This is a genomic window from Pseudomonas sp. H3(2019) (genome assembly GCF_007713465.1).
In the GTDB taxonomy this organism is placed as follows: Bacteria; Pseudomonadota; Gammaproteobacteria; order Pseudomonadales; family Pseudomonadaceae; genus Aquipseudomonas.
Window position 1 is genome coordinate 15,263 of record NZ_VMSG01000018.1, and the last position, 23,182, is coordinate 38,444.

Annotated in this window: 20 protein-coding genes and 2 pseudogenes; 18 read left to right on the forward strand and 4 right to left on the reverse strand. The window is 55.9% G+C overall.

Annotation, left to right across the window (positions count from 1 at the left end; translation table 11 throughout):
- The first annotated feature begins 29 nt into the window (after positions 1-29).
- The 3 genes and pseudogenes from FPT12_RS18300 to FPT12_RS18310 all read left to right on the forward strand — a co-directional run bounded on the left by FPT12_RS18300 (position 30) and on the right by FPT12_RS18310 (position 2,634).
- Entirely contained in the window at positions 30-230 is a 201-nt protein-coding gene (locus tag FPT12_RS18300) for a co-regulatory protein PtrA N-terminal domain-containing protein (RefSeq protein ID WP_145018158.1), read from the forward strand.
- 485 nt (positions 231-715) lie between these two features.
- Positions 716-2,138: pseudogene (ltrA, locus tag FPT12_RS18305) on the forward strand (group II intron reverse transcriptase/maturase).
- 163 nt (positions 2,139-2,301) lie between these two features.
- A complete protein-coding gene (locus FPT12_RS18310; protein WP_145018162.1) occupies positions 2,302-2,634 on the forward strand; it encodes a DUF2790 domain-containing protein in 333 nt (110 codons plus the stop codon).
- 373 nt (positions 2,635-3,007) lie between these two features.
- Here the strand turns inward: FPT12_RS18310 and FPT12_RS18315 are convergent, their stop codons facing one another.
- Positions 3,008-4,333, reverse strand: coding sequence for an OprD family porin (locus FPT12_RS18315; protein WP_145018164.1), 1,326 nt, complete (start codon positions 4,331-4,333; stop codon positions 3,008-3,010).
- Between the two features lie 539 nt (positions 4,334-4,872).
- Here FPT12_RS18315 and FPT12_RS28025 point away from each other — a divergent pair.
- The gene (locus tag FPT12_RS28025) at positions 4,873-5,166 is read left to right on the forward strand and encodes a group II intron maturase-specific domain-containing protein (RefSeq protein ID WP_256676806.1); all 294 of its coding nucleotides are present in this window, start codon (positions 4,873-4,875) and stop codon (positions 5,164-5,166) included.
- An 82-nt stretch (positions 5,167-5,248) separates the two neighbouring features.
- Positions 5,249-5,440 (forward strand): annotated as a pseudogene (locus FPT12_RS18325) (transposase domain-containing protein); the annotation flags it as partial.
- 160 nt (positions 5,441-5,600) lie between these two features.
- Here the strand turns inward: FPT12_RS18325 and FPT12_RS18330 are convergent.
- Positions 5,601-6,107, reverse strand: a complete 507-nt coding sequence (locus FPT12_RS18330; protein ID WP_145018166.1) for a hypothetical protein — start codon at positions 6,105-6,107, stop codon at positions 5,601-5,603.
- Between the two features lie 1,227 nt (positions 6,108-7,334).
- Between FPT12_RS18330 and FPT12_RS18340 the strand changes: the two genes are divergently transcribed.
- Genes FPT12_RS18340 through FPT12_RS18380 form a run of 9 tightly spaced genes read left to right on the forward strand, consistent with a single transcriptional unit; the run spans position 7,335 to position 15,977 of the window.
- Positions 7,335-8,342, forward strand: coding sequence for a 3-oxoacyl-[acyl-carrier-protein] synthase III C-terminal domain-containing protein (locus FPT12_RS18340; protein WP_145018168.1), 1,008 nt, complete (start codon positions 7,335-7,337; stop codon positions 8,340-8,342).
- Positions 8,339-9,355: an NAD(P)-dependent oxidoreductase gene (locus tag FPT12_RS18345; RefSeq protein ID WP_145018169.1), complete on the forward strand. Its 1,017-nt coding sequence runs from the start codon at positions 8,339-8,341 to the stop codon at positions 9,353-9,355. The genes FPT12_RS18340 and FPT12_RS18345 overlap by 4 nt, the downstream gene beginning before the upstream one ends.
- Positions 9,348-10,154, forward strand: coding sequence for an MBL fold metallo-hydrolase (locus FPT12_RS18350; protein ID WP_145018171.1), 807 nt, complete (start codon positions 9,348-9,350; stop codon positions 10,152-10,154). Before FPT12_RS18345 ends, FPT12_RS18350 begins: the two co-directional genes overlap by 8 nt.
- Complete coding sequence (locus FPT12_RS18355) at positions 10,151-11,434, forward strand: F390 synthetase-related protein (protein WP_145018173.1); 1,284 nt, start codon at positions 10,151-10,153, stop codon at positions 11,432-11,434. Before FPT12_RS18350 ends, FPT12_RS18355 begins: the two co-directional genes overlap by 4 nt.
- Entirely contained in the window at positions 11,431-12,048 is a 618-nt protein-coding gene (locus tag FPT12_RS18360) for a phosphatase PAP2 family protein (RefSeq protein WP_145018176.1), read from the forward strand. The genes FPT12_RS18355 and FPT12_RS18360 overlap by 4 nt, the downstream gene beginning before the upstream one ends.
- Positions 12,048-13,187, forward strand: coding sequence for a sterol desaturase family protein (locus tag FPT12_RS18365; protein ID WP_145018179.1), 1,140 nt, complete (start codon positions 12,048-12,050; stop codon positions 13,185-13,187). The genes FPT12_RS18360 and FPT12_RS18365 overlap by 1 nt, the downstream gene beginning before the upstream one ends.
- Complete coding sequence (locus tag FPT12_RS18370) at positions 13,180-14,286, forward strand: acyl-CoA desaturase (protein ID WP_145018182.1); 1,107 nt, start codon at positions 13,180-13,182, stop codon at positions 14,284-14,286. Before FPT12_RS18365 ends, FPT12_RS18370 begins: the two co-directional genes overlap by 8 nt.
- Positions 14,286-15,371: an acyl-CoA desaturase gene (locus FPT12_RS18375; RefSeq protein ID WP_145018185.1), complete on the forward strand. Its 1,086-nt coding sequence runs from the start codon at positions 14,286-14,288 to the stop codon at positions 15,369-15,371. The genes FPT12_RS18370 and FPT12_RS18375 overlap by 1 nt, the downstream gene beginning before the upstream one ends.
- A 54-nt stretch (positions 15,372-15,425) precedes the next feature.
- The gene (locus tag FPT12_RS18380; RefSeq protein ID WP_145018188.1) at positions 15,426-15,977 is read left to right on the forward strand and encodes a metal-dependent hydrolase; all 552 of its coding nucleotides are present in this window, start codon (positions 15,426-15,428) and stop codon (positions 15,975-15,977) included.
- A gap of 185 nt (positions 15,978-16,162) precedes the next feature.
- On the opposite strand, the gene FPT12_RS18385 is transcribed toward FPT12_RS18380, so the two are convergent.
- On the reverse strand, positions 16,163-16,393 hold the full coding sequence (locus FPT12_RS18385; RefSeq protein WP_145018191.1) for a hypothetical protein: 231 nt from the start codon (positions 16,391-16,393) through the stop codon (positions 16,163-16,165).
- A gap of 162 nt (positions 16,394-16,555) precedes the next feature.
- Here FPT12_RS18385 and FPT12_RS18390 point away from each other — a divergent pair, with 162 nt between their 5' ends.
- Positions 16,556-18,214: a SulP family inorganic anion transporter gene (locus FPT12_RS18390; RefSeq protein ID WP_145018193.1), complete on the forward strand. Its 1,659-nt coding sequence runs from the start codon at positions 16,556-16,558 to the stop codon at positions 18,212-18,214.
- Between the two features lie 64 nt (positions 18,215-18,278).
- Here FPT12_RS18390 and FPT12_RS18395 read toward each other — a convergent pair whose 3' ends face one another.
- Entirely contained in the window at positions 18,279-18,464 is a 186-nt protein-coding gene (locus FPT12_RS18395) for a ribbon-helix-helix protein, CopG family (protein ID WP_103314849.1), read from the reverse strand.
- 636 nt (positions 18,465-19,100) lie between these two features.
- On the opposite strand from FPT12_RS18395, the gene FPT12_RS18400 reads away from it, so the two are divergent.
- The 3 genes from FPT12_RS18400 to FPT12_RS18410 are packed head-to-tail and all read left to right on the forward strand — an operon-like array spanning position 19,101 to position 23,126.
- Positions 19,101-20,843 (forward strand): ABC transporter permease subunit, encoded by a 1,743-nt coding sequence (locus FPT12_RS18400; protein WP_145018196.1) that lies wholly within the window; start codon positions 19,101-19,103, stop codon positions 20,841-20,843.
- 14 nt (positions 20,844-20,857) lie between these two features.
- Positions 20,858-22,180, forward strand: a complete 1,323-nt coding sequence (locus tag FPT12_RS18405; protein WP_145018199.1) for an AAA-associated domain-containing protein — start codon at positions 20,858-20,860, stop codon at positions 22,178-22,180.
- 43 nt (positions 22,181-22,223) lie between these two features.
- The gene (locus FPT12_RS18410) at positions 22,224-23,126 is read left to right on the forward strand and encodes a LysR substrate-binding domain-containing protein (protein ID WP_145018202.1); all 903 of its coding nucleotides are present in this window, start codon (positions 22,224-22,226) and stop codon (positions 23,124-23,126) included.
- Positions 23,127-23,182 lie beyond the last annotated feature (56 nt).

Below are 23,182 nucleotides of genomic sequence, written 5' to 3' on the forward strand. Positions count from 1 at the left end.
ACATCGTCATTTATAAATGAGGTGTCAGAATGAAACTTACTCAAGTATGTGCTTTTTTAGGTGCTTTGATTCTTTCTTCCATTGCAATGGCTGAAGGGGGCGGCGATAGGACGTTCGACAGGATGATGGCGGCGAATGAGCAGGCTGTGCAGGCGTTTGCAGCCAATCAAGCGAAGAACGACTCGGTGGTATTAAATGATGCAAAGGATGATAAAACCAAAGAAATGTAACAGTGCTGCACACGAACAAGCCCGTCATCGAACTTCGATGGCGGGCTTTTTTATGGTGCGCCAGGCATGGCGCGTAGCGCCGTGACTGGCGCTGTTCGGCTCGTTATGGTGATGAACCGGACGACTTGGAGGTGAAAGTCCTCTACACACCCGGCAAGGGGAAGTGTTAGCCAGAGGCAAGGGTGTCGTGGGTGACCGCGAATCTGAAGGAAGCCCGAGGCAAAATGCTGGCCTGACGAACAGGAAGCGGATGAGGCGGCGCAGCGGGGTAAGACGGCCATAATCGTCAAAGCCCAGTACTTGCACGGAACGCTGTGACGTATATCCGACAGGCATAAGCAGGAAGGTCGCGCGAATTACCCTGGGAGATCTGCTCGTTTGCCACTGTGCTACCGAGCGTCGAGAGGCGCCGGGATGAACGTGCAGAAGTCAGCCGAGGCTGTAGTAAGTGGTGAATAACCGCGCCACCAAGGGCCGAACAGGTTATGCCGCCAGTAGGCGTCAGAGTCTCGTCGAATGTCGAAAAAGCAGAAATTTCTCCGCGGGAGAACTGTGACCCCTAGTTCCGGACAGAATCCGCGGGCGACGGCTGGCAGTGCACAGGCATCGGCGGCGTCTGTGGCGTGGACGAAAGCGGAGCCGGACACGCTGATGGAGCGGGTGCTTGCACCGGCCAACCTCAAGCGTGCGTATCACCGCGTGGTCAGCAACAAGGGTGCGCCGGGTGCCGATGGCATGACGGTCGACGAATTGGCGGGCTACGTGAAACAGTATTGGCCAACCCTCAAGGCGAGGCTGCTGGCCGGCGAGTATCACCCGCAAGGTGTACGCGCCGTCGAAATTCCCAAACCCAAAGGCGGCACTCGACAGCTGGGTATCCCCAGCGTCGTGGATCGCCTGATCCAACAGGCACTGCTGCAACAGCTCACGCCGATCTTCGACCCGCTGTTCTCGGATTACAGCTACGGTTTTCGTCCGGGCAGAAGCGCCCACCAAGCCATCGAAACAGCCCGTGCCCATGTGGCGGCGGGCCACCGCTGGTGCGTGGAACTCGATCTGGAGAAGTTCTTCGATCGGGTCAACCACGATGTACTGATGGCCCATGTGCAGCGTCAAATCGAAGACAAGCAGGTGCTCAGGCTCATTCGCCGTTACCTCGAGGCGGGTGTGATGTCGGGCGGGATCGCCAGCCGACGGCAGGAAGGGACGCCGCAAGGCGGCCCGCTTTCGCCGTTGCTGTCGAATATCTTACTCAACGAACTCGACCGTGAGCTGGAACGGCGGGGCCATCACTTCGTGCGTTATGCCGATGACGCGAACATCTATGTGCGTAGTCGTCGTGCTGGCGAGCGAGTGATGGCCAGAGTCGAGCGGTTCTTGAGGCAGCGTTTGAAACTGACGCTGAATCGAGAAAAGAGCCGCGTGGCACGGCCTTGGGTCTGCGATTATCTGGGTTATGGGATGAGCTGGCATCAACCGCCGAGGTTAAGGGTAGCGACAATGAGTCTGGGTCGCCTACGCGACCGACTCAGAGACCTGCTGCACGGAGCACGGGGCCACAAGATGGCGAACGTCATCGAGCGGATTAACCCTGTACTGCGCGGTTGGGCTAGCTACTTCAAACTTAGTCAGAGCAAGCGACCCCTTGTGGAGCTGGACGGGTGGGTGCGGCATAAACTTCGCTGCGTCATCTGGCGCCAATGGAAGCAGCCCTCTACGAGGGCACGCAACTTGATGCGCTTGGGGCTTAGCGAAGCACGCGCCTGCAAATCAGCCTTCAATGGTCGCGGCCCATGGTGGAACTCGGGGGCGCCTCATGTGAATCAGGCGTTACCGAAGAAGCTATGGGATCAGCTAGGGTTGGTCTCAATACTGGATACGATAAACCGGCTTAGCCGCATAGCCTGAACCGCCGTATACGGAACCGTACGTACGGTGGTGTGAGAGGACGGCGGATGTAAATCCGCCTCCTACTCGATGGTGGTTTATGACGTATTCGTAATGTCGGTGCAACGCCGTCGAAATGTTCGAGTTGATACTCTTGTGCTAGTTAATCTACGAGGTATTTGATATGAGATTTATTAATGTCTTGGGTTGTGTCGGGTTGCTGGCGATGTCTTCAAATGTGTTGGCGGAAGGGGGTGGAGACAAGGCCTTCGAAAGAATGATGAGTGCTAACGTTAAAGCCATGGAACAGTATGCCGTTAGCCAGGGCAAACGTGCTCCGGTCGTGAAAGAGTATGAGTACGGAATGAAGGTGGATGTGGTTAAAGTCGTGAGTGTTGTGCGACCTGAAAAGCTCTGCGCTGTAGTGCCGGCGGCAATGACCTATGAAGACTCGCAAGGGCAGCTCAATACTATCAAGTACACGGTGGCGGGGGAATGTCGTAAACGTGGCGGCTAGAAACTGCGTGTCTGTCAGACGGATTTATAACGTCCGATTCATCTTAATGTGTCGGGCATTTTTATGTATTCGGGTTTTGACAGGCATAAAAAAGACGTCCCGAGGGACGTCATAAAAATTCACATCTTCCAAAGGAGTAAAGGAGCTTCAAAAAGTGAATGTGTACTTCAACTGAGCAGCAATTAGTTTCAGACTTTCACAGACTAGCTACACGTCTGTAGCACACTAGTCAGATGCGCTGGCTAGAGTCCTATCAACTCCAGTTAACTATAAGGAACTCAAGCTAACGGGGAGATGATTGAAAAATTACATTTTTGAAATATTCCCAGCGAAAATGGGATGTTCGTCTATGATGAATCATCCCGTTCGGGTATTAAAGAATGGCTAATGGATACTCAGCAATCACACGAACTTCATCCAGATCCGACTCAAATGCGGTTGCGCGAGTGTTAGCTTGCCGTAGGCGGAAAGACATGTTTTTCAGGGAGCCTGTCTGAACGACGTATTTTACTTCAATATCGCGCTCCCAACGTTTCTGGTCAGTCAACGGATTCCCGTCCGCATCACGCCGCATGTATGTTGCGTTAGCGTTTGAATAGTCAGCGTCAGTACCACGACCATAACGTGTCATAAATGACAAGCCAGGCACGCCATATGTAGTCATGTCGAGGTCGTAGCGAACCATCCATGAGCGTTCTTTAGGCGAGTTGAAGTCGCTGTACTGGATTGAGTTGTCCAGAAAAATGGAATCCGACTGGCGCAGATAGTCGAAGTCGTCGTTACCATTATTCCTTTGGTGAGAAAGTGCAAGCGAGTGTGCTCCGTACTTCACGCCAATTTTAGCACTCCAAATATTGTTGTCGAACTCGCCCAGCAGTTTTTTTCCCTCGTCGACAGCTTTGTAGTAATTCAGACCGCCGAATACGGAAAGCTCATCCGACAATGAGTAGTTCAACGCTGTGCCCGCGTAGTATTGATTCCACGCGTCTTTAAGACGGCTGGAGTAAAGACTAAGGCTGACATTTTTGTTCAGATTATAGTCGCCACCAAAGTAGCCGACCCAAGGCGAGTTGACAGGTCCCGCATAGAAGGTCGCGAAGTTATCGCGCATATTGCTGGAGACTGGTTGACTCATGGCGTGAAGGCGACCACCCTGAACTGTTAAACCTTCAATGCTGGTATTGGTCGCCGTCACACCACGGAAACTTTCCGGTAGAAGTCTTGAGTCACCAGCTGCAACGACAGGGTTGGATGGAAATACATCACCGACCTTTACTACGGTGTCAAAAGCACGAATTTTTGCCGCGCCACCCACTTTGGTGTATTCATCCCGAGCCTCTCCGTCGCTATTGACGGGTAGTACGTCGAACGAACTACGACCACCATTACGACCATCACCAGTATCAAGTTTTAGCCCGATCATGGCGAAAGCGTCGACTCCCACACCGACAGTGCCTTGGGTAAATCCGGATTCAAACTTACTGATTATGGCGTGTGCCCAGGCTTCGGAATAACCATTGCCCGTCGGGCTTGACTGACCGTTGCGGTGATCTCGATTGAAGTAGTAGTTTCGGTTGAGTACCGTCAGGCTGCTGTCCTCTATAAACCCTCCAGCTTTTTCCTCCGCAAAAACCATGGACGGCCCGGAACTGACAACCACTGCCAAAGCGGCCATCGAAAATTTTGTATTGTTAACCATCAATCACTCCTTAGGTTCGGCAGAACTGGAACGCTTTTCGGCTTAAATTTTATTTTTCTATGGGAAGTGGATTGCCCTTCCGTAAGATCGCCGAGTTGTATCGTTGCAATCTGGAGATAACGTGAAGATGATTGGATGATTACAATTTTGTAATGAGGGATTTGCTTTTTTAAAATTAACTTACATTGATCGTGCTTGTACCATCGCAGGCCGATCCCATATGGGTAGCCCCTTGTATTTTAGTTCGTGTTAAGAGATGCAATTCAGAAAATGGCGTGACAGGCAGCTGTAGGAGTGCGTGCGGAACATATGCACTGGATTTCGCTAGGGTACCAATGTAAGTGGCATGATAGAGAGCGCATCAATATCGAGGCGTCCAGAAGTCGAAGATTGTCTACATCGACACATTCGAGCGGCACAACGTCGCGACGAGCTTCACCTTTCTCGGATATGACTTCAAGGTGCGAGCCCTGAAAAACTCCAAGGGCGAACTCTTTCGCAAGTGCATGCCGGGAGCGTCGATGAAGGCGATGCGTAGGATGGTGGACACGATCAAACACTGGCGCATCCATCGATCCACGACGGACGACCTGAGGGATTTTTCTCGCAGGTACAACGCTGTGATTCGAGGATGGATCGAATACTACGGTAAATTCTGGTACAGAAACTTCAGCTATCGATCGTGGAGCGCATTGCAATCGCGCTTGCTCAAATGGATGAAGAGCAAGTACCGAATCTCTATACGTCAAGCGGAGCATCGGCTGCGTCTTGTTCGAAGAGAAAATCCGGAGCTGTTCGCGCATTGGTATCTACTATGTGCATCGAATGTGTGATCAAGAGCCGTATGACGGGAGACTGTCACGTACGGTTCTGTGAGCAGCCGAGAGGTGAAATTCCCTTCGGCTGACTCGACTTGCAGGTTCTCTGCGCAGCGGCAAACGGGCAGCGGCGATAATGAGTTTGATCCAGTCGGCGCGGCTCAACGGCCATGATCCATACGCCTACTTGAAGGATGTGCTGACGCGACTCCCGACGCAGCGAGCGAGTGAGATTACCGAGCTACTGCCGCATAGGTGGGTGCCCGTTAACCTACCCAAGGCGAAATAGCCGGACGTTTTCTTTAGAGCAGTTAGTGCCAACCGATGACCATTAGCACCGTAGAGGCCCTACCAAGTCAGCCGCAAGCCATAGGTGAAAGCGCAAAGCTCAGGAGTACGCCCCGAGTTAATCGACAACGCACTCCGCGATCAAAAAAGCGAGCAAACATCTACTGTCCAGGCTTGGCCAGTGGCTGCCCCTGCATATAGTTTTGGTGCCACATCATGTGATCCATCATCATCTGTTGCATTCCCGTGTACCTGTCCATCATGTACTGGCGTTGACTCTTTTGCTCCGGGGTCAAATTCGAGTAGTCCTGCCACCCCATCATGCCACCTCCCATCATGTGGCCTCCCATCATGCCGCCTCCTCCGCAGCACCCCATCATTCCCGGCCCCCACATACCGTTCATCATGCTCATTCCATTTTGCATCGTATTCCAATGCTCTTGGAGGAGCTTCTGCCGCTGCTGGGGATCTTGGGTCTGCTGAATTTTCTCCATCTGGACCTGCATCTTCTGAAAGGTATCTTGCGCCTGAGCCATCTGCTTATCGAACTCGGCAACATTCGGAGTTTGTTGCTGCGTCTGTGCCACTTGAGATTGGTCTGCTGCTAACGCCCACATGGGGGTTAACGATGCGGCGAAGAAGAGCACGGCCAATTTGGTATTTTTCATGTCGAGCTGCCTTTGTGGGGTGGAAGCTGAACCAAATTCTGAATCAACCGATTGCGGTGCTTGCGTTCGCCCGCATTCGCCAAAATTATAGACTTCAGCATGACAATCGCCTGTTACCACTCAATGATTAGCAGAACGGTCAAAAACGACATTGACATATATCAAATGCTGAAGTGCTTCTGCACAGTTCGCATTTTGCACCGGACGCGAAAGAGCCCGCTGTGAACAGGCACAGCCCACGAATGAACACTCGACGACGTCAACAGCCCCCCTATCGCTGCAAGGGGTAGCATCTACGCGACCATGACGAGCAGAAAGGCCGCCGTGACCATCCCATCTGCACGTACAACGCACACGAATGTGCTCGATGCAAGGTAGTCATGACCGATGCAAATGGCTGGTCAGGTCGAATGCAAACAGGTGATCAGGTGAATGACAATGTGATGACTTGGGCGTCCGTTTAACTACTCAAGGTGAATTGGCTGGACTCTTACGACAGCTGGGACAAACTATGTTGTCGTCAACGAACCTATGGATTCGATCGAACCGAGGCCCGTGACAAACTATATTTCTGAAAAGGCGGGGGATAGGATGCGGCTTGACCAATGTTTTCGGGGTACCTTGAGACAAACTATGTTGTCGGCAACCAGCTCGTGGTTTTCAATAATTCACACGGGCATAGAATAATAACGTCTGACGTAGAATAATAACGTCTGACACAGTAGTCATTAAGCACGACACAATGGAGACCCTTTAAATACAAAGGGTTTTCATTTTTTTGGCCTCGCCGCTCATCAGGTTTCCGTCGCGCTGAGTACGATGCAATACGCTAAACACGCGGCTTACGGCTTTCTCTCCTACCAGAGATTTCCCAAGAGTTAATTAGAACATTTGGACATTCGAGAACAGTTCCCACTCTTTTCCGTGTCTGCACTTGAGGCAATCGCCTCGTCCTTGGCTTGTTAAGCTCCTTCGGTTTTATAAATACCCGCTGTCTCCTCAACAACTAACAAGCGCTCACACCATGGATGGAATCGATATGCTGGCTGGGGTCTTTTTCGTGGGTTCTAGTGGCCTGTGCGCTGCGCGCCGAGCGGGTGATCCACCGCGATGCCCTGAGCAAGACCTCGCTGAATGCCGGTTTTTCCTCCCTGTGCAGCAGCAACTTCGGTGCCGATGTCTGTCGGCCTTCCGTCCTTCATTGCTGAATTCAAGGTCGAATATTTAATGAAGTCACCTTTTTCATCGCCCGCATTGGTTCCTCTCAAGATCATCGCCACCGGCGTGGCGCTACCACCCAATCGCGTCGAGTCGGTCGACCTTGATCGGTTGTTGAACAAGCCTGCGGGCTATGTCGAGAAGCGTTCGGGCATTAGCTATCGCTATCATGCCTCGCATGATGCCAGCCAGGCGGAGCTGGCGGCAGCCGCTCTTCACGACGCCCTGGACCGCCAGGGTATCGACGCCGCATCAATCGACTTGCTGATCTCGGCTTCGGCGATTTCCGTGCAGGCATTGCCATGCACGGCGGTGCACATCCTAAAGGTCTCCCAGTTGGCGCCCGGCACCCCCGGTTTCGACATCAATAGCAGCTGTGTGAGCTTTATCTCGGCGCTACAGGTCGCCGCAGGGCTGTTAAATGCCGGCACCTACCGACGCATTGCGATCGTGTCGGCCGACCTGGCGTCACGCGGGATCGACTGGGACGATGAAGAATCCTCACTGATTTTCGGTGACGGTGCAGCGTGCGCCATCGTTGAACGGGGCGATGGCACCAGTGGGATCCTCGCCAGCCTGGTTGAAACCCATCCCCAGGGCAGCGGACTCTGTGAGATACGGGCGGGCGGCACACGACGCAATCCGCGCGCGGGCATGACCGACCGCGACTTCCTGTTCCAGATGCGCGGCAAGCAATTGTTCAGGCAAGCCTCGGCGTTGATCGAGGACTACCTGGCTCGTCTGTTGGGGGCGAGCGGGTTGACCCTGGAACAAATCGCCACGGTGGTGCCGCATCAGGCCAGCCATCTGTCGCTGGAGCATATGCGTCGACGCCTGAATGTCTCTTCCAGCGTGTTGGTGGATATCTACCGCTATCATGGCAACCAGGTGGCCGCATCGATCCCCACGGCATTGCACGCGGCGGTCACCAGCGGACGGTTTAATCGCGCCGAGCCGGTTATGCTCATCGGCACAGCGGCTGGTTTATCCTTGGCCGGCATGGTCCTGCTGCCATGAACGTACTGCTGACCGGCGCCACCAGCGGGCTTGGGCGCAACGCAGCGCAGTGGCTGCTCGACGCCGGTCATGAGGTACATGCCACCGGTCGCGACGCCCAGGTTGGTAACGCCCTGCGTGAGCTGGGCGCCGACTTTACGGCGTTGGATTTAACCCATGCAAGCCTTGAGCAATGCCAGCCATTGATGAGCGGGTGTGATGCGGTCTGGCACTGCGCCGCGAAGTCTTCGCCGTGGGGGCGCCGGGAAGATTTCTACCAGGCGAACGTGGTTGCCACGCAAAAACTGGCTGAGTCAGCGGGGCGTGCCGGTGTTCGGCGTTTTGTTCATATCTCCACGCCCTCGATCTACTTTGATTTCCAGCATCATCATGAAATCGTCGAGAGCTACCGCGCCCCACGGTTTGCCAACCATTACGCTGCCAGCAAGTACGCGGCGGAGCAGGGCATCCAGGCGCTGGTGCCGCGCTATCCGGACACCACCTACGTAATCTTGCGGCCTCGTGGCCTGTTCGGCCCACATGATCGGGTGATCCTGCCCAGAGTGCTGAGCCGACTTGAGCGCGATCGCGGCGTGTTGCGCCTTCCCGGCGGCGGCAACGCGCTGTTGGACCTGACCTTTGTGCTCAACGTGGTGCACGCCATGGACCTGGCGAGCCGCTGCAACCCTTTGCCTTCCGGGGCGGCCTACAACATCACCAACCACCAGCCGATGCGCTTGGCTGACATGCTGCATCTTTTGCTCCATGGACAGTTGGGCCTGCGCTATCAGTTGCAGGCGATTCCCTACCCACTCTTGCACGCACTGGCCGGCGGGCTGGAGCTACTGAGCTGCGCTACGGGCAAAGAGCCGCAACTGACACGCTACAGCGTCGCCGCGTTGAATTTCGATATGACGCTCAGCCAGGTGCGCGCCACTGAGGAACTGGGGTACTCGCCACGCTACACGATGGAGCAGGGGATCGAGCAAACAGGTGCCTGGTTCAGGCAACAGGGCGCGGTGGCTCATGGCTAAAGTCACCCAATTCGAGGTGGGCTACTGCACCCATATCGCCTGCATGGCACAACGCGGGGCCGGTCTGCGCGTGTGTAAGTTCCCGGCCCGGGCGTATCTGCTGGAGGTCGGCAGTCGTCGCTGGCTATGGGATACCGGCTACTCGACGCATTTCCAGGAGCAGACGCAGTCCGGCCTCTTTCGTGTGTACCGCCAGGTCACTCCGGTGTACTTCGACCCACGCGAGTCATTGGTCGAGCAACTGCGCAGCGCAGGCTTGGCGGGCAATGACATCGAGGGGCTGATCCTTTCGCATTTTCATGCCGACCATATTGCCGGGCTGCGCGATTTCAACCAGACCAATTTCATCTGCTCGGGCCAGGGTTGGCAACAAACCCGGACACTGCGTGGGTTTGCGGCGCTGAAGCAGGCCTTCATTCCCGGCTTGATCCCGGAGAGTTTTGAAGCACGACTGCAGTTTATGGAGAGCTTTGCACGGGTGGGCTTGTCTGAGCAGTTGGCGCCTTTCGATCACGGCTTTGAACTGCCGGGAAGTGAGGGGCAGATCTTCCTGGTGCCTTTGCCAGGCCATGCGGCGGGGCATATCGGCGCGTTCATTCTCACCGACGAAGGCTGGACGTTGTTGGCCAGTGACGCCGGATGGTCTGCCCAGAGCTATCAAACCTTGCGCGGACCCTCGGTATTGGCCAATTTGCTGATGGATGATTCCCGCGTCTATTACGACACGCTCCGCCGACTGAACCAGCTGTGGGCGGCCGGTCATGTTGACATCCGTCTGTGTCATGAGGGCGACCTATGATCCCGGTGAAGACCCTCTGGCACTACTTTCGTACCCAGCGCCGGATCTTCACCGATCGCGCGGTGCTGCAAGCCTATCAGGCAAAACAGCTGAAGCGCTTCGCTCGGCGGGTCCTTGCACAGAGTCCCTATTTTCGCCCTTACAGCGCGCTGTCGGTGACCGAGTGGCCGCTGATGGATAAGGCGCTGATGATGGCGCAGTTCGACCAGATGAACACCGCCCAATTGCAGCGCGATCAGTTACTGGCGTGTGCCCGACGCAGCGAAACCGAACGCGACTTCACCCCCACGGTCGGCGCCTACAGTGTTGGGTTGTCGTCTGGCACGTCGGGGCAGCGCGGTGTGTTTGTCGTCAGTGAGCGGGAGCAACAGGTCTGGGCCGGCGGCATGCTGGCAAAGATGCTGCCCGAAGGTATTTTTGCCGGTGAACGCGTCGCGCTGTTTTTACGTGCGGACAACAATCTCTACCACAGCGTGAACAACCGCTGGCTGAGCCTGGAGTTCTACGATCTGTTTGCGCCTTTCCCGGCGCAACTGCCGCGCTTGCAGCAGCAGGCACCGACGATCATTGTCGCGCCGGCCCAAGTGTTGAGGGCGCTTGCGCTCGCGGTCCTCGATCAGCAACTGGCCCTCAACGTCAAGAAAGTGATCTCGGTAGCCGAAGTCCTGGACATGCATGATCGACGGATACTGGAGCAGGTGTTTCCTGACATCGGTGAGGTGTATCAGGCCACCGAGGGGTTTCTGGCAGCTTCATGTTCCCACGGCACGCTGCATTTGAATGAAGAATTTCTCTACATCGAGCCCCAGTGGATCGATGAGCATCGCTTTACGCCGTTGATCACCGATTTCACCCGTAGCACACAACCCATCGTGCGCTACCGGCTCGATGATGTACTGGTCAGGAAGGCCACCCCATGCCCGTGCGGGCAAGCGACCATGGCCATTGAACGGATAGAAGGTCGATGCGATGACCAGTTGCTGTTGCTCAATCGCCAGGGGACGCCGCAGGTGATATTTGCCGATCTGTGCACGCGGGCCATTGCCAACGCGTTGCCGCTGACCAGTGATTACCGGTTGATTCAACAGGCCGAACATCGTTTACAGCTGGTTGCCGACTGTTCACAACAGGAGTTGGCACAGTGTCACGCGCAACTCGTGGCAGTGCTCGAGCAACAGGGGATCGCCACCGAACCACTGGAGTGGCAACTGACGGTACAGACCGTGATGCCAGCGTTCGATCAGAAAAGACGACGAATCATTCGGCAGGTGAATCCATGATCAAGGCAATCTTTCCAAGGTTGTGGCACATGCTGCTAGGCTGGGGATGTGTGGGGGTTGTTTACAACCTCACTGACCGTCTTCAAGACGCGGGGACTGTCATCTCGCCCTCATTGATTGATCGCCTGATCCCATTCAGCCCACACGCTATTTGGCTGTACCTGTCGTTCTTCATCATGATTCCGTTGGCTTACCTGCTTGCCCCGCTTGATCGGGTTAAATGGTTGGCCAGGGCCATGCAACTGACTGCGATAGGGGCGGGGGTCGTTTATGTGTTGTGGCCGACGACCATGGTCTATCCGCTCGATCACGGCACCACCCTCAGTTCTGATGTGTTGAGTGCATTGACACAGTTCGACTCAAAGCAAAATTGCTTACCGTCATTGCACATGGCACTGACGGTGCTGGCCGTATGGGCCGTTGGCGATGAAAGGCACAAAGTGAGAACGGTGTTGTTCATCCTATGGGCTGTGGCGATTGCCTTTTCGATCCTGCAGTTACGCCGTCACCTGTTGATTGACCTGGCCAGCGGTACGTTGTTGGCACTGGTGGCTGGATGGCTGGTGCGGTGTGTTGGTTTGATTCGCTATCGTGCGGTCAGAGGAGTGGCGTGATGATTGATCTGGCGTTCCCCATCCTGTTCATGTTGCTGGTGGTGATTGGCGAGATGCTGGTGGTGCAGTGGCGCCAGCGTGACGTGGTCAACTGGCATGACGTGATGTTCAACCTGAACTCCGGCCATCTCATGCTGTGGTTGTTCCGTGGGCTGGAAATCACCTGTTACGGCTATGTCGCCACCCACTTCAGCCTCTCGCTGTTTGAGTCATGGCCACCGGTGCTGACCTGGGTATTTGCACTGTTTGCCTGGGACTTCGGTTTTTATTGGTTGCACCGGACACACCACTACTTGCGTGTGCTGTGGGCGGTGCACGTGGTTCACCATCAGGGCGAGCATTTCAACCTGTCATTGGGGGTACGCAACTCTTGGTACTCGTCACTGACCTCTATCCCATTCTTTATGGTGTTGGCTGTGCTGGGTGTACCGTTGTCGGTGTTTGTCACGGTGTCCATCCTGCATTACACAATTCAACTGTTTAATCACAGTGCATTGACGCCCAAGTTGGGAGTCCTGGAGTCGGTGTTCGTCACGCCTGCCCACCATCGGGTACATCACGTCAAAGACATGGCCTACTCGAACAAGAACTTTGGCGGCAGTTTTATCTTCTGGGACAAACTGTTCGGCACGTTTTGTCCCAGCCTGCCGCAAGCGCCGTTCGACTATGGCGTGGGTGGCGCCAAACCGTCTGCAAACCCATTTTGGGCGAGTAATCTGCCATTGTTGCGCTACATGCACATGCCGGTGAGCGTGTCCGATGAAGGCGGACGCTGGCGTTGCTCGAACCTGACCGTTTTCAGTGGTGCGTTGCTGGTGTTTGTCGGGGTGATTGCCTATGTCTATGAATATGGCTACGGCTACACCAACGTTCATTGGCCGCAAGTCGCGCTGTTCACTTTATTGGCGCTGGGACCGGTGGCGCTGGCGGGCATGGTGCAAGGGCGCGTCTGGAGCGTAATGGGTTGGCTGGCAATTTCATTGGGGCTGCCAGTGCTGTTTCTCGGGCTGCTGAGGTGGTCACAGGGGTATTGGCAGGTCGTGCTTGTCTCGCTTGCGGTGCACGGAGTCGCGGTGCTGTGGTCTTGCACCCGGCGGCGATCCGACGCTGCGCCTGCGGTGGAGCAATCTCATGGCTGAGTCGCTCAGGCCCCTGGTCTTTCCCGCCGATGGCGAGCAGGCCTTTCATCAAGCACTCAAGCGCGCGGCTCGCGCCTATCTGGCGGATGACCACCGTTATGCCGATGGTTGGCTGCTCGCCAGGGCCTTGGTGTTGCTGGTGTTGTGCGCGGGGTTCTATGCCTTGAGCCTGATGCAGCACAACGCGTGGGCGTTTGTCGGTTGCTACTTCCTGTTTGTGATGATGGGAATGCTGTTAAACGTGGTGGTCAATCATGACGCCTCTCACAACGTCTTCTTCCGCGCACCTTGGGCCAACCGCCTGGTAGGGCGCTTGGTCACGCTGCCGTTGGGTGTGGATCCGGATTACTGGCGGGTGCGTCACGTCGATTTTCACCACGTCTACGCCAACGTCGAACATTACGACCTGGATACGGAAGAGAACGGCATCTTCCGACAGACTCCGTTCCAGCGTTGGCGTGCACACATGCGCTATCAACACCTTTACTGGCCGGTGATCGCGGCGTTGTCGCTGCCCTATGTCGCCTGGATATTTGACTGGTCGGATCGATTAGGAAAAACGCCACTCAAGTCAAAAGACGTGTTGCCGGGACGCCGGGGCTGGACGGTATTTGTCGTCAGCAAGGTCACCCATTTGCTATTGGTGCTGGGGGTGCCATTGACGGTTTGTCAGCTCAATGGCATCAGTTGGTCGACGGTGCTGCTGGCGTATGCCGTGAGCCAGATGTGTGCGTCGTTGTTGGTGGTTTACTTGCTGCTAGGTACGCATTGGGCACAGGCGCAGTTTTATCGTGCACCTGATACGGCGGTGATGCCCCATGGCTGGTATCGACATAATTTCTCTACGGCTTGCGACTGGCTGACCACGCCTTCCTGGCTGCGCCATTTCACCGGTGGGCTGAATTACCATTTGACCCATCATCTGTTCCCCGGCTGGAGTCATCGTCATTACCCCGCGCTGGCGGCGATCATTGAACAGTTGGCGGTGCAACATGGCATGGACTATCGCTGTATTGGCTATCGCGAACTGCTGAGGCAACAGCAACAGTTCCTGCGCCGGATGGGGCAGGAGACGTCCATGGACGGGGTGCCCCAATAATGAAACCGCTAGCGTTCCAGCGCGATGACGCTGATGTGCATAAAGCACTGATGCAGGCGGCCAGCGACTATCTGGCGGCGCACCATGATCATCGTTTCGCCGATACCTGGATGATCGTCAAGCTACTGGTGCTGGTGCTGCTATGTACCGGGTTTTACGGCATGAGCCTGGAGCAGTCCACAGGGTGGGCTTACTTGGGTTATTACTTCGGCTTCATTTTTACGGCCATGTTTATCACGGTCAACGTGGTCCATGATGCGTCCCATAATGCGTTTTTCGAACGACGCTGGGCCAATCGCTGGCTCAATTGCCTGGTCAGCATACCACTGGGTCTTGATCCTGATTGTTGGCGAGTGCGGCACGTTATTTTTCATCACGGGCACAATAACGTTGAGGGCTACGACCTCGATATTGAGCCCAATGGAGTTCTACGCCAGACCCCATTCCAGCGCTGGAAGCCCTTTATGCGAGTGCAGCGCTTTTACTGGCCACTGGTTGCGGCCATGACCTTCCCTTATTACATTTTTCTGTTCGACTGGTTGGACCGGGCGGGGCAAACGCCGGTTACCAGGCGAATGGCGCAACACGGCGTGCGCGGCTGGAGTGTGTTTGTGTTTGGCAAAGGCACGCACCTGGTATTGGCGCTGTTGATCCCGCTCTGGGTTTTGCCAGCGACCATCAGCGCGCTCGACATCGTGCTGGTTTACCTGGGCAGTCAAATGCTCTCCTCGTTGCTGTTCGTGATGCTGATCATCGGTACTCATTGGGCAAAGGCGAAGTTTTATCAGGCGCCGGAAAGTGGCGTATTACCCCACGGCCGGTATCGCCATGTGTTTTCTACCACCATTGACTGGCAGACAACGCCGCGCTGGCTGGGGTATTGGCTCGGCGGGGCCAACCTGCACCTGACACACCATCTGTTCCCGCACTGGAGCCACCGGCATTATCCGGCCTTAAGCCAGCTCATCAGCGAAGTTGCGCCACGTTTCGGCCTTGAATACCAGCGTATCGGGCCCAGTGAAATGCTGAGGCTCCAACAGCGGTTCCTCAGTGCGATGGGCGCGAACAAAGAGGCGGATGTTTAAACGTGAAGGACCTTCAGCCTTCACTCCCGCTATTACCGTGAGGAACAACGCTCCATGCCTAGCATTATCACCCATGCTGTCGTGCCCCTTATTGTTGGAGCGGTGATGGGGCGGCGCCACATCAGCGCCAGGTTATTGATCATGGGCGCGGTGCTGGCCGCGCTACCTGATGCCGACGTGATTTCATTCAAACTGGGCATTGCCTATACCGACACCTGGGGGCATCGCGGTGCAGCCCATTCGATAGCCTTTGCCTTGGCCATTAGCTGTCTGGCGAGTGTGTTTTATAAGTCACTGCATACGAGCCTTGGGCGGAGCATCAGCTTTCTCTTCCTGGCGGCCGTGTCTCATCCATTACTGGATGCCTGCACCGATGGCGGCCTGGGGGTTGCCTTGTTCTGGCCCTTCAGTGAGCTGCGGTGGTTCATGCCGTTCAGGCCGATCGAAGTGTCCCCCATCGGTCTGACGCAGTTTCTGAGTCAGCGCGGCTGGGCAGCGCTGCAGTCTGAGATTTTATGGGTGTGGCTGCCCACGCTGGGGCTGGCCGCTGTTCTCCTTGCTGGTCGATGGATATGGCCTGCCAAGAACAGCTCAGGGATAAATTAGATGAGGGGGGGGCTCTGCGCCACCCCGGACTCAGCCACCAAGAAGCGTCTCAGCGTATCGATCGATAAGGCAGAGGGTTTGTAGTTCCACAATGGATACTCATCCAGGCTGCACTCATCCGTGTGATCCGGCTGCCTCATCAGAGCGCTCGCTACCGACATGATCCCCCTCCAAGGGAGGGGCAGTCAGAAATGAATCTCAGCGGATTTGATGCCGATCTCCCGAAGCTCCTGGATCAGGTCATCCAGCTGTCGAAATGACTCGATTTCTTCATTGTCATTGACCAGAAAATAACTGCTTCCCACCTCTTTTTTAAACAGGATGATCCACTCGTGCGTGTTGGCCGGGTTGGCTATCACATGCGTGTCGAAGTGCATGCCTTCACCGTGTTTGGTTTTGACGTCTTCACGTTTCATGTGGATCTCCGAGCGTGGACTCATGTTGTCCACAAACATGATTCTGGATCATTCAACACTGGTTTTTTCAGCGTCGCGGATGCTGTGCAAAGGGTATTTCAGTGGTTTTGCTATTATCACTTCATGTAAATATTATGCACATGCCACCAGAGAGGGCTAGTCATGATTGCGATACGAGAAGCCTGGAAAGCGGGCCTGTTGAGGCCCGAACACTGGCTTCGAAATATCGTCTCCGGGGTCATCGTCGGCGTTGTGGCGCTGCCCTTGGCCATGGCGTTTGCTATCGCCTCAGGCGTAAAGCCCGAACAAGGAATTTATACAGCCATCATCAGTGGTCTTCTGGTTTCTCTCTTTGGAGGGAGCCGTCTTCAGATCGCAGGTCCGACAGGGGCATTCGTCGTCATTTTGTCTGGAGTGACCGCCAAATACGGCGTTGATGGCTTGCAGATCGCAACGATAATGGCCGGGGCGATTTTGCTTTTGCTCGGTATCACCAAGCTTGGCGCCATCATCAAGTTCATCCCCGACCCGGTGATTGTCGGATTCACCGCCGGCATTGGTGTGATCATTTGGGTCGGGCAGTGGAAAGATTTCTTTGGTTTGCCGAAAATCAGCGGTGAGCATTTCCATGAGCGACTCTGGCACCTGGTTCAGGCTCTCCCCAGCTTTCATGTACCCACGACACTGTTAGCACTCTCGAGTCTGGTGCTGGTGATCACCGCCCCCAAAATACCTGGCGTAAGGCGTGTTCCCGGCCCCTTGATCGCTATGGTCGTCGTGACGGCACTGCAGTCATATTTTCAGTTCGACGGTGTTGCAACGATCGGGAGTGCTTTCGGGGGGATTCCTCGAGGATTGCCTGCGGTCGGCCTTCCTGCAATAACACTGCCTCAAGTAATTGAGTTGATTGGCCCGGCGTTCGCCATCGCGATGTTGGGCGCTATCGAGTCATTACTGTCTGCTGTTGTCGCCGACGGTATGGCTGGTACCAAGCATGACTCCAATCAGGAGTTAATCGGCCAAGGCATCGCTAACCTGGTCACCCCTTTGTTCGGTGGCTTTGCCGCGACAGGTGCAATTGCTCGAACCGCTACCAACATCCGCAATGGAGGCAACAGTCCCGTCGCGGGTTTTGTACATGCGCTCACATTGATATTGCTGATTTTATTCCTGGCGCCGTTGGCTTCGGATATCCCGCTGTGTGCGTTGGCAGCGATCCTGTTTGTGGTCGCCTACAACATGAGCGAGTTGAAGCATTTCCAGCGCATGGTCAAGCGCGCCCCGAAAGCCGACGTGGCAATACTTCTAATCACCTTCAGCCTGACTGTTTTCAGCGACTTAGCGATTGCAGTGAACATTGGTGTCATTCTCGCGATGCTGCAATTCATGCGTCGGATGGCATCTTCTGTCGAAGTGCAGCAAATGGTCGAAAAAGAGCTTGAAGTTGAGTTACGGATCAATGGGCACGTTCGTCTGCCGCCTGGTGTTTTGGTGTACACCATTGAAGGGCCGCTTTTCTTTGGCGCAGCAGAAACCTTTGAGCGCGTTCTGGCCCAAACGCACACCGATCCGGGGACATTGATTATTCGTCTAAAGCGAGTGCCGTTCATGGACATAACGGGCTTACAAACGTTGCTCGAAGTTATTGAGCAATTACGCAAGCGCGGCATTGTCGTAAAACTGTGCGAAGCCAACGATAAAGTCCTTGGCAAGCTGGAGAGAGCGGGAATACTCCAAGCGCTTGGTTCAGAGCATTATCACGCCGACTTCAGTGGTGCATTGGGCAGTTTCGAGATCGACAAGGCGCCACGCCTCGGCTGAGCTGGAGCTTTAGTAGGCAGAGCGATGAGCGGGTTCCCGATGTGCCGGCTCCATGGCGAGTGAACTACTTATCATTGACCGCTATTTTGCTTTTGGTCGAGTAGGACACGCCATGTGTCTCCAGGTAGTCTCGAATAAGCTGACGGACGACCTGTGAAGGCGTCAGGTCCTGAGATGCACAGAGCTCCTCAAGGGCTTTTTTCTTGACGGGATCAATGAGCACAGTCAGTCGTGCAGTCTTATTTTCCATGGAGTTGCCAGTACCCTAAGGCGTTCGATGATAATCAAATTCTAATGGCCGAGGCTTTGTTTGTCATCGTTTAGGTAGGTAACGGCTCGCTGGATCAACTGTGCTCAATAAGTGGAGAGACGTTCCAGCCAATGGCATTGACCCCAGCAAAGGGATGGTGAGCATTCACAAATACGTAAAAAATACGTCAAGTTTATGTTTCTGTAACAATTTGAAACGTACAATCCGCCCCGGAAATGCAGCGCGTCGGCATCGATGTCGATTGCGCGTGCCGCAGGCAAACCTGCCGGCTGGATGACGTCGTGCTTTTCCCGTCCAAATGTCCTATTCACTCCCGTTCAGGAGACTCCAGCCATGGATCCTGCCCATTCTCGGCGGGCCACCCATTGGGATGCCAAGTGAGGCGCAGAGGGTAAACGGTGTGTTCAGATCCCCGGCGCTCTGGACCACTGAACCGTTTTCTGCATCGCCCCATAGCGTTCGTTTGTGTGGCCTCCCTCCGTCGTTTTATTACCCCGCTAGAGTGTACTTAGCTGTGCTCCAACTGTTTGTTGAGCCGTTCTGTGCGCGGTCGCTCTAGAACCTGTTGATCGGTAGTCAACGATCACCTCCAGAACGCTACTGGAATCACTGAACATGAATAAGGTATTGCGTCATTACATACCGGCCACGGCACAACGGTTGCTTCCCAACCGCTGGGATCTGATCGCCATGCCGTTGGTGATTGGCTTCCTGCTGTTTTTCTCGATTGGCGCGCACGAGACCTGGGCTCCCATCTCGACGTTGCAGACGCAGGTCATTTCGCTGGACCCGGCCGACTTGCCCGAATACGCGATCCGCACCACATTGCGCATGCTCGCGGCCATGGTGGCGGCGCTGATTTTCACCCTGGTTTACGGCACGTTGGCCGCCAAGAGCCGGCGGGCAGAGAAGCTGCTGGTACCGGTGCTGGACATTCTGCAATCGGTGCCAGTGCTGGGCTATATCTCGTTTACCGTGACATTTTTCCTGCTGTTGTTTCCAGGACGTGTGCTGGGCGCGGAGTGCGCAGCGATCTTCGCCATTTTCACCAGTCAGGCCTGGAACATGACGTTCAGCTTCTACCAGTCGCTGCGTACGGTGCCTCGGGATCTGGAAGAGGTATCCAGTAACCTGCAGCTTTCCGGCTGGCAAAAATTCTGGAAACTCGATGTGCCGTTCGCCATTCCGGGCCTGGTCTGGAACATGATGATGAGCATGTCCGGTGGCTGGTTTTTCGTGGTGGCCTCGGAAGCAATCACCGTGGGCGACAAGACCATCACCTTGCCGGGCGTCGGATCCTATCTGGCGACGGCCATCGAACAACGCAACATGCACGCCGTGGGTTACGTCATTCTGGCGATGATTGCGGTCATCCTGATTTACGACCAGTTCCTGTTCCGGCCGCTGGTGGCCTGGGCGGACAAATTCCGGATGGAAGACACGGCTTCACAGGCCGGGGCTCCCGAGTCCTGGGTACTGAATCTGATCCAGCGCACCCGCGTGGTTCAGCGCCTGTTGCGGCCTTTTCTCCGGGCCATTGTGCGTATCACCAACATGCGCCTGAGCTTGCCACGCTCCAAAGCGGTGGCCGTTCAGGCGAGTCCGAAGGTATCAAAGACTATCGATTGGATCTGGGGCGCGGCGATTGCGCTAATGACCCTGTACGCGCTGTATCACATCGTGATTTACGTTGGCAGCGAGGTGACGCTGGGCGAACTCTGGCATGTGATCGGTCTGGGCACCATCACCCTGCTGCGGGTAGCCCTGTTGATACTGGTGGCCTCGTTGATCTGGGTACCGCTGGGCGTGATGATCGGCTTGCGCCCGCATCTGGCGGAGAAAATCCAGCCGCTGGCCCAGTTCCTCGCGGCGTTCCCGGCGAACCTGTTGTTTCCGGTGTTTGTCATCGTGATTCTGCGCTATCAGTTGAACCCGGATATCTGGTTAAGCCCGCTGATTGTGTTGGGCACCCAGTGGTACATCCTGTTCAACGTGATTGCTGGTGCCAGCGCCTTTCCCAACGACTTCCGCGAGGCTGCGACCAATTTCCGCATTCGCGGCTGGCAGTGGTGGCGCAAGGTCATGCTGCCGGGCATTTTCCCGTATTACGTGACCGGTGCGATTACCGCCTCGGGCGGGGCGTGGAACGCCAGTATCGTGTCCGAATTCGTTTCCTGGGGGCAGGACAAGGTGGTCGCTCACGGTTTGGGGGCCTACATCGCCCAGACCACCGCGGCTGGCGACTTTCCGAAAATCACCTTGGGCGTGGTGGTGATGTCGTTCTTTGTCGTGGCGTTCAACCGCGTGCTGTGGCGGCCGCTGTACGCCATCGCTGAAAACAAACTCCGTCTGAATTAACAGGTGTCGATTTGATGAATAGCCAGACTGAAAAAACAGGCGCGCACTCCGAAATTTATGCACTGAAGAACGTCTGTCGAGGCTTCGGCAAGGGCAAGGACGAGTTGCAGGTACTCAGCGATGTCGATCTGACCCTGCGCGAAGGTGAAATCGTCGGCATGCTGGGTCGCTCCGGCTCTGGCAAGTCGACGCTGCTACGGATCATTGCCGGTCTGATCCTGCCCTCCTCAGGCGAGGTTCGCTATAACGGTTCGTTGTTGACCGGACCTGCCGAAGGCGTGGCCATGGTCTTTCAGACCTTTGCGCTGTTTCCCTGGCTGACTGTTCTGGAAAACGTCGAAGCCGGTCTTCAGGCGTTGCAGGTCGAACCCAAGGAAGCACGCAAGCGTGCACTGGCCGCCATCGACCTGATCGGCCTCGACGGTTTCGAAAACGCTTACCCAAGGGAATTGTCGGGTGGCATGCGCCAGCGCGTAGGTTTTGCCCGGGCGCTGGTGGTCAATCCGACTTTGTTGTTGATGGACGAGCCGTTCTCGGCGCTGGATGTACTGACGGCAGAAACCCTGAGAACCGACTTGCTGGACCTGTGGAGCGGCGGCCAGCTGCCGATCAAGTCCATCCTGATCGTGACCCACAACATCGAAGAAGCGGTGTTGATGTGCGACCGCGTGTTGGTGTTGTCGTCGAACCCCGGGCGGGTCGTGGCACAAATCCGTGTGCCGTTCGCCCACCCGCGCAACCGTCTGGACCCGGCCTTTCGCAAAATGGTCGATGACATCTATGCACTGATGACCAACCGGCGCAGTGCCGACGCCAAAACCGGCAAGGCTGAACTGCAATTGGGCAGCCCGTTGCCTGACGTGTCGACCAACCTGATGGCCGGTCTGATTTCGGCGCTGGCAGCCGAGCCGTATTTTGGCCTGGACAGTCTCTCCAATGTCGCCGAGCGTCTGTTGCTGGAGGTCGACGATCTGTTCCCGGTCGCGGAGATGCTCGAGCATCTGGGGTTTGCCGAACTCAAGGGCGCCGACATCAAGTTGACCGACGCGGGCAAGCTGTTCGATGAGTACGGCACCCAGGAGCGCAAAACCATTTTTGCCGACCATCTGCTCAGGTATGTGCCATTGGCCACCCGCATTCGCCAAGTGTTGCAGGAACGACGTGGTCACTGGGCGCCGCGGGTACGGTTCGAGCAGGAGTTGGGAGATTCGCTCACTGACGCCGCGGTAGAAGAAACGCTGGAGAACGTGATCAGTTGGGGCCGGTACGCTGAAATATTCTCCTATGACGACAACACCGAGACCTTCAGCCTGGAAGATGTCGAAGGCAGTCTGTAACCGGCTCACTCAAGGTCGGGCGCGACGATGCAATAGGTAGCTCATGGACAGACTCCAGGAAATGCAGGTATTCGTCGCCGTGGCGCAAGAACAGGGCTTCTCTGCGGCGGCGCGGCGTCTGGGGTTGTCGGCGGCCAGCGTGACGCGGGCGGTGGCGGCGCTGGAGGTGCGTATCGGCACTCAATTGCTGACACGCACCACGCGCAGTGTGCATTTGAGTGAGGCCGGTCAGCGTTATCTGGAAGACTGTCGACGCATTCTGGCGGACATTCAGGAAGCCGAAGCGTCAGTTGCCGGCAGTCATGCGCAGCCGCGTGGGCAACTGACGATCACTGCGCCAGTGCTGTTCGGTGAGTTGTTCGTGACGCCGGTGATGGTTGGCTACCTTGAGCAGTTTCCCGATATCAGTATCAACGCGTTGCTGGTCGACCGGGTGGTGAGCATGGTCGAGGAGGGCATCGACGTCGCCGTGCGCATCGGTGAACTGCCTGACAGCAACCAGCACGCCATTCTGGTGGGCGAGGTGCGGCGGGTTATCTGCGGGTCTCCCGATTATCTGAAGCGTCATGGCCGGCCAATGCATCCCAATGATCTGGGCCGAGCGCGGATTGTTGCCACCTCGTCCATTGGGCAGCAGCGAAACTGGCCCTTTAGCGAGGCCGGAGAGGTGTTGAGCATTCGCCCTGAACCGCGTCTGGTCGTCACGGCGAATCAGGCGGCAATCACGGCCGCGGCTCTGGGGCTTGGATTGACCCGGGTTCTTTCCTATCAAGTGGCCAGCAAGGTCGCCAGCGGTGAGCTGGAAATCGTCCTGCAAGACTTCGAACTGCCGTCGTTGCCCATCCATGTGGTGTATCAGGGCGGGCGCAAGGCACCGGTGCGGGTACGTAGTTTCGTGGACTATGCGGTGAAGGCATTACGTGAACATCCGGCATTGCGCGCCTGAGGTGTTATTGCGCTGGGTGAAATGATCGATTGTGTTTTCTGGTTATTCTGTTGTTT

Coding starts and splice junctions, on each gene's coding strand:
- FPT12_RS18300 (WP_145018158.1), top strand. CDS start 30: ATGAAACTTACTCAAGTATGTGCTTTTTTAGGTGCTTTGATTCTTTCT.
- FPT12_RS18310 (WP_145018162.1), top strand. CDS start 2,302: ATGAGATTTATTAATGTCTTGGGTTGTGTCGGGTTGCTGGCGATGTCT.
- FPT12_RS18315 (WP_145018164.1), bottom strand. CDS start 4,333: ATGGTTAACAATACAAAATTTTCGATGGCCGCTTTGGCAGTGGTTGTC.
- FPT12_RS28025 (WP_256676806.1), top strand. CDS start 4,873: ATGGTGGACACGATCAAACACTGGCGCATCCATCGATCCACGACGGAC.
- FPT12_RS18330 (WP_145018166.1), bottom strand. CDS start 6,107: ATGAAAAATACCAAATTGGCCGTGCTCTTCTTCGCCGCATCGTTAACC.
- FPT12_RS18340 (WP_145018168.1), top strand. CDS start 7,335: ATGAAGTCACCTTTTTCATCGCCCGCATTGGTTCCTCTCAAGATCATC.
- FPT12_RS18345 (WP_145018169.1), top strand. CDS start 8,339: ATGAACGTACTGCTGACCGGCGCCACCAGCGGGCTTGGGCGCAACGCA.
- FPT12_RS18350 (WP_145018171.1), top strand. CDS start 9,348: ATGGCTAAAGTCACCCAATTCGAGGTGGGCTACTGCACCCATATCGCC.
- FPT12_RS18355 (WP_145018173.1), top strand. CDS start 10,151: ATGATCCCGGTGAAGACCCTCTGGCACTACTTTCGTACCCAGCGCCGG.
- FPT12_RS18360 (WP_145018176.1), top strand. CDS start 11,431: ATGATCAAGGCAATCTTTCCAAGGTTGTGGCACATGCTGCTAGGCTGG.
- FPT12_RS18365 (WP_145018179.1), top strand. CDS start 12,048: ATGATTGATCTGGCGTTCCCCATCCTGTTCATGTTGCTGGTGGTGATT.
- FPT12_RS18370 (WP_145018182.1), top strand. CDS start 13,180: ATGGCTGAGTCGCTCAGGCCCCTGGTCTTTCCCGCCGATGGCGAGCAG.
- FPT12_RS18375 (WP_145018185.1), top strand. CDS start 14,286: ATGAAACCGCTAGCGTTCCAGCGCGATGACGCTGATGTGCATAAAGCA.
- FPT12_RS18380 (WP_145018188.1), top strand. CDS start 15,426: ATGCCTAGCATTATCACCCATGCTGTCGTGCCCCTTATTGTTGGAGCG.
- FPT12_RS18385 (WP_145018191.1), bottom strand. CDS start 16,393: ATGAAACGTGAAGACGTCAAAACCAAACACGGTGAAGGCATGCACTTC.
- FPT12_RS18390 (WP_145018193.1), top strand. CDS start 16,556: ATGATTGCGATACGAGAAGCCTGGAAAGCGGGCCTGTTGAGGCCCGAA.
- FPT12_RS18395 (WP_103314849.1), bottom strand. CDS start 18,464: ATGGAAAATAAGACTGCACGACTGACTGTGCTCATTGATCCCGTCAAG.
- FPT12_RS18400 (WP_145018196.1), top strand. CDS start 19,101: ATGAATAAGGTATTGCGTCATTACATACCGGCCACGGCACAACGGTTG.
- FPT12_RS18405 (WP_145018199.1), top strand. CDS start 20,858: ATGAATAGCCAGACTGAAAAAACAGGCGCGCACTCCGAAATTTATGCA.
- FPT12_RS18410 (WP_145018202.1), top strand. CDS start 22,224: ATGGACAGACTCCAGGAAATGCAGGTATTCGTCGCCGTGGCGCAAGAA.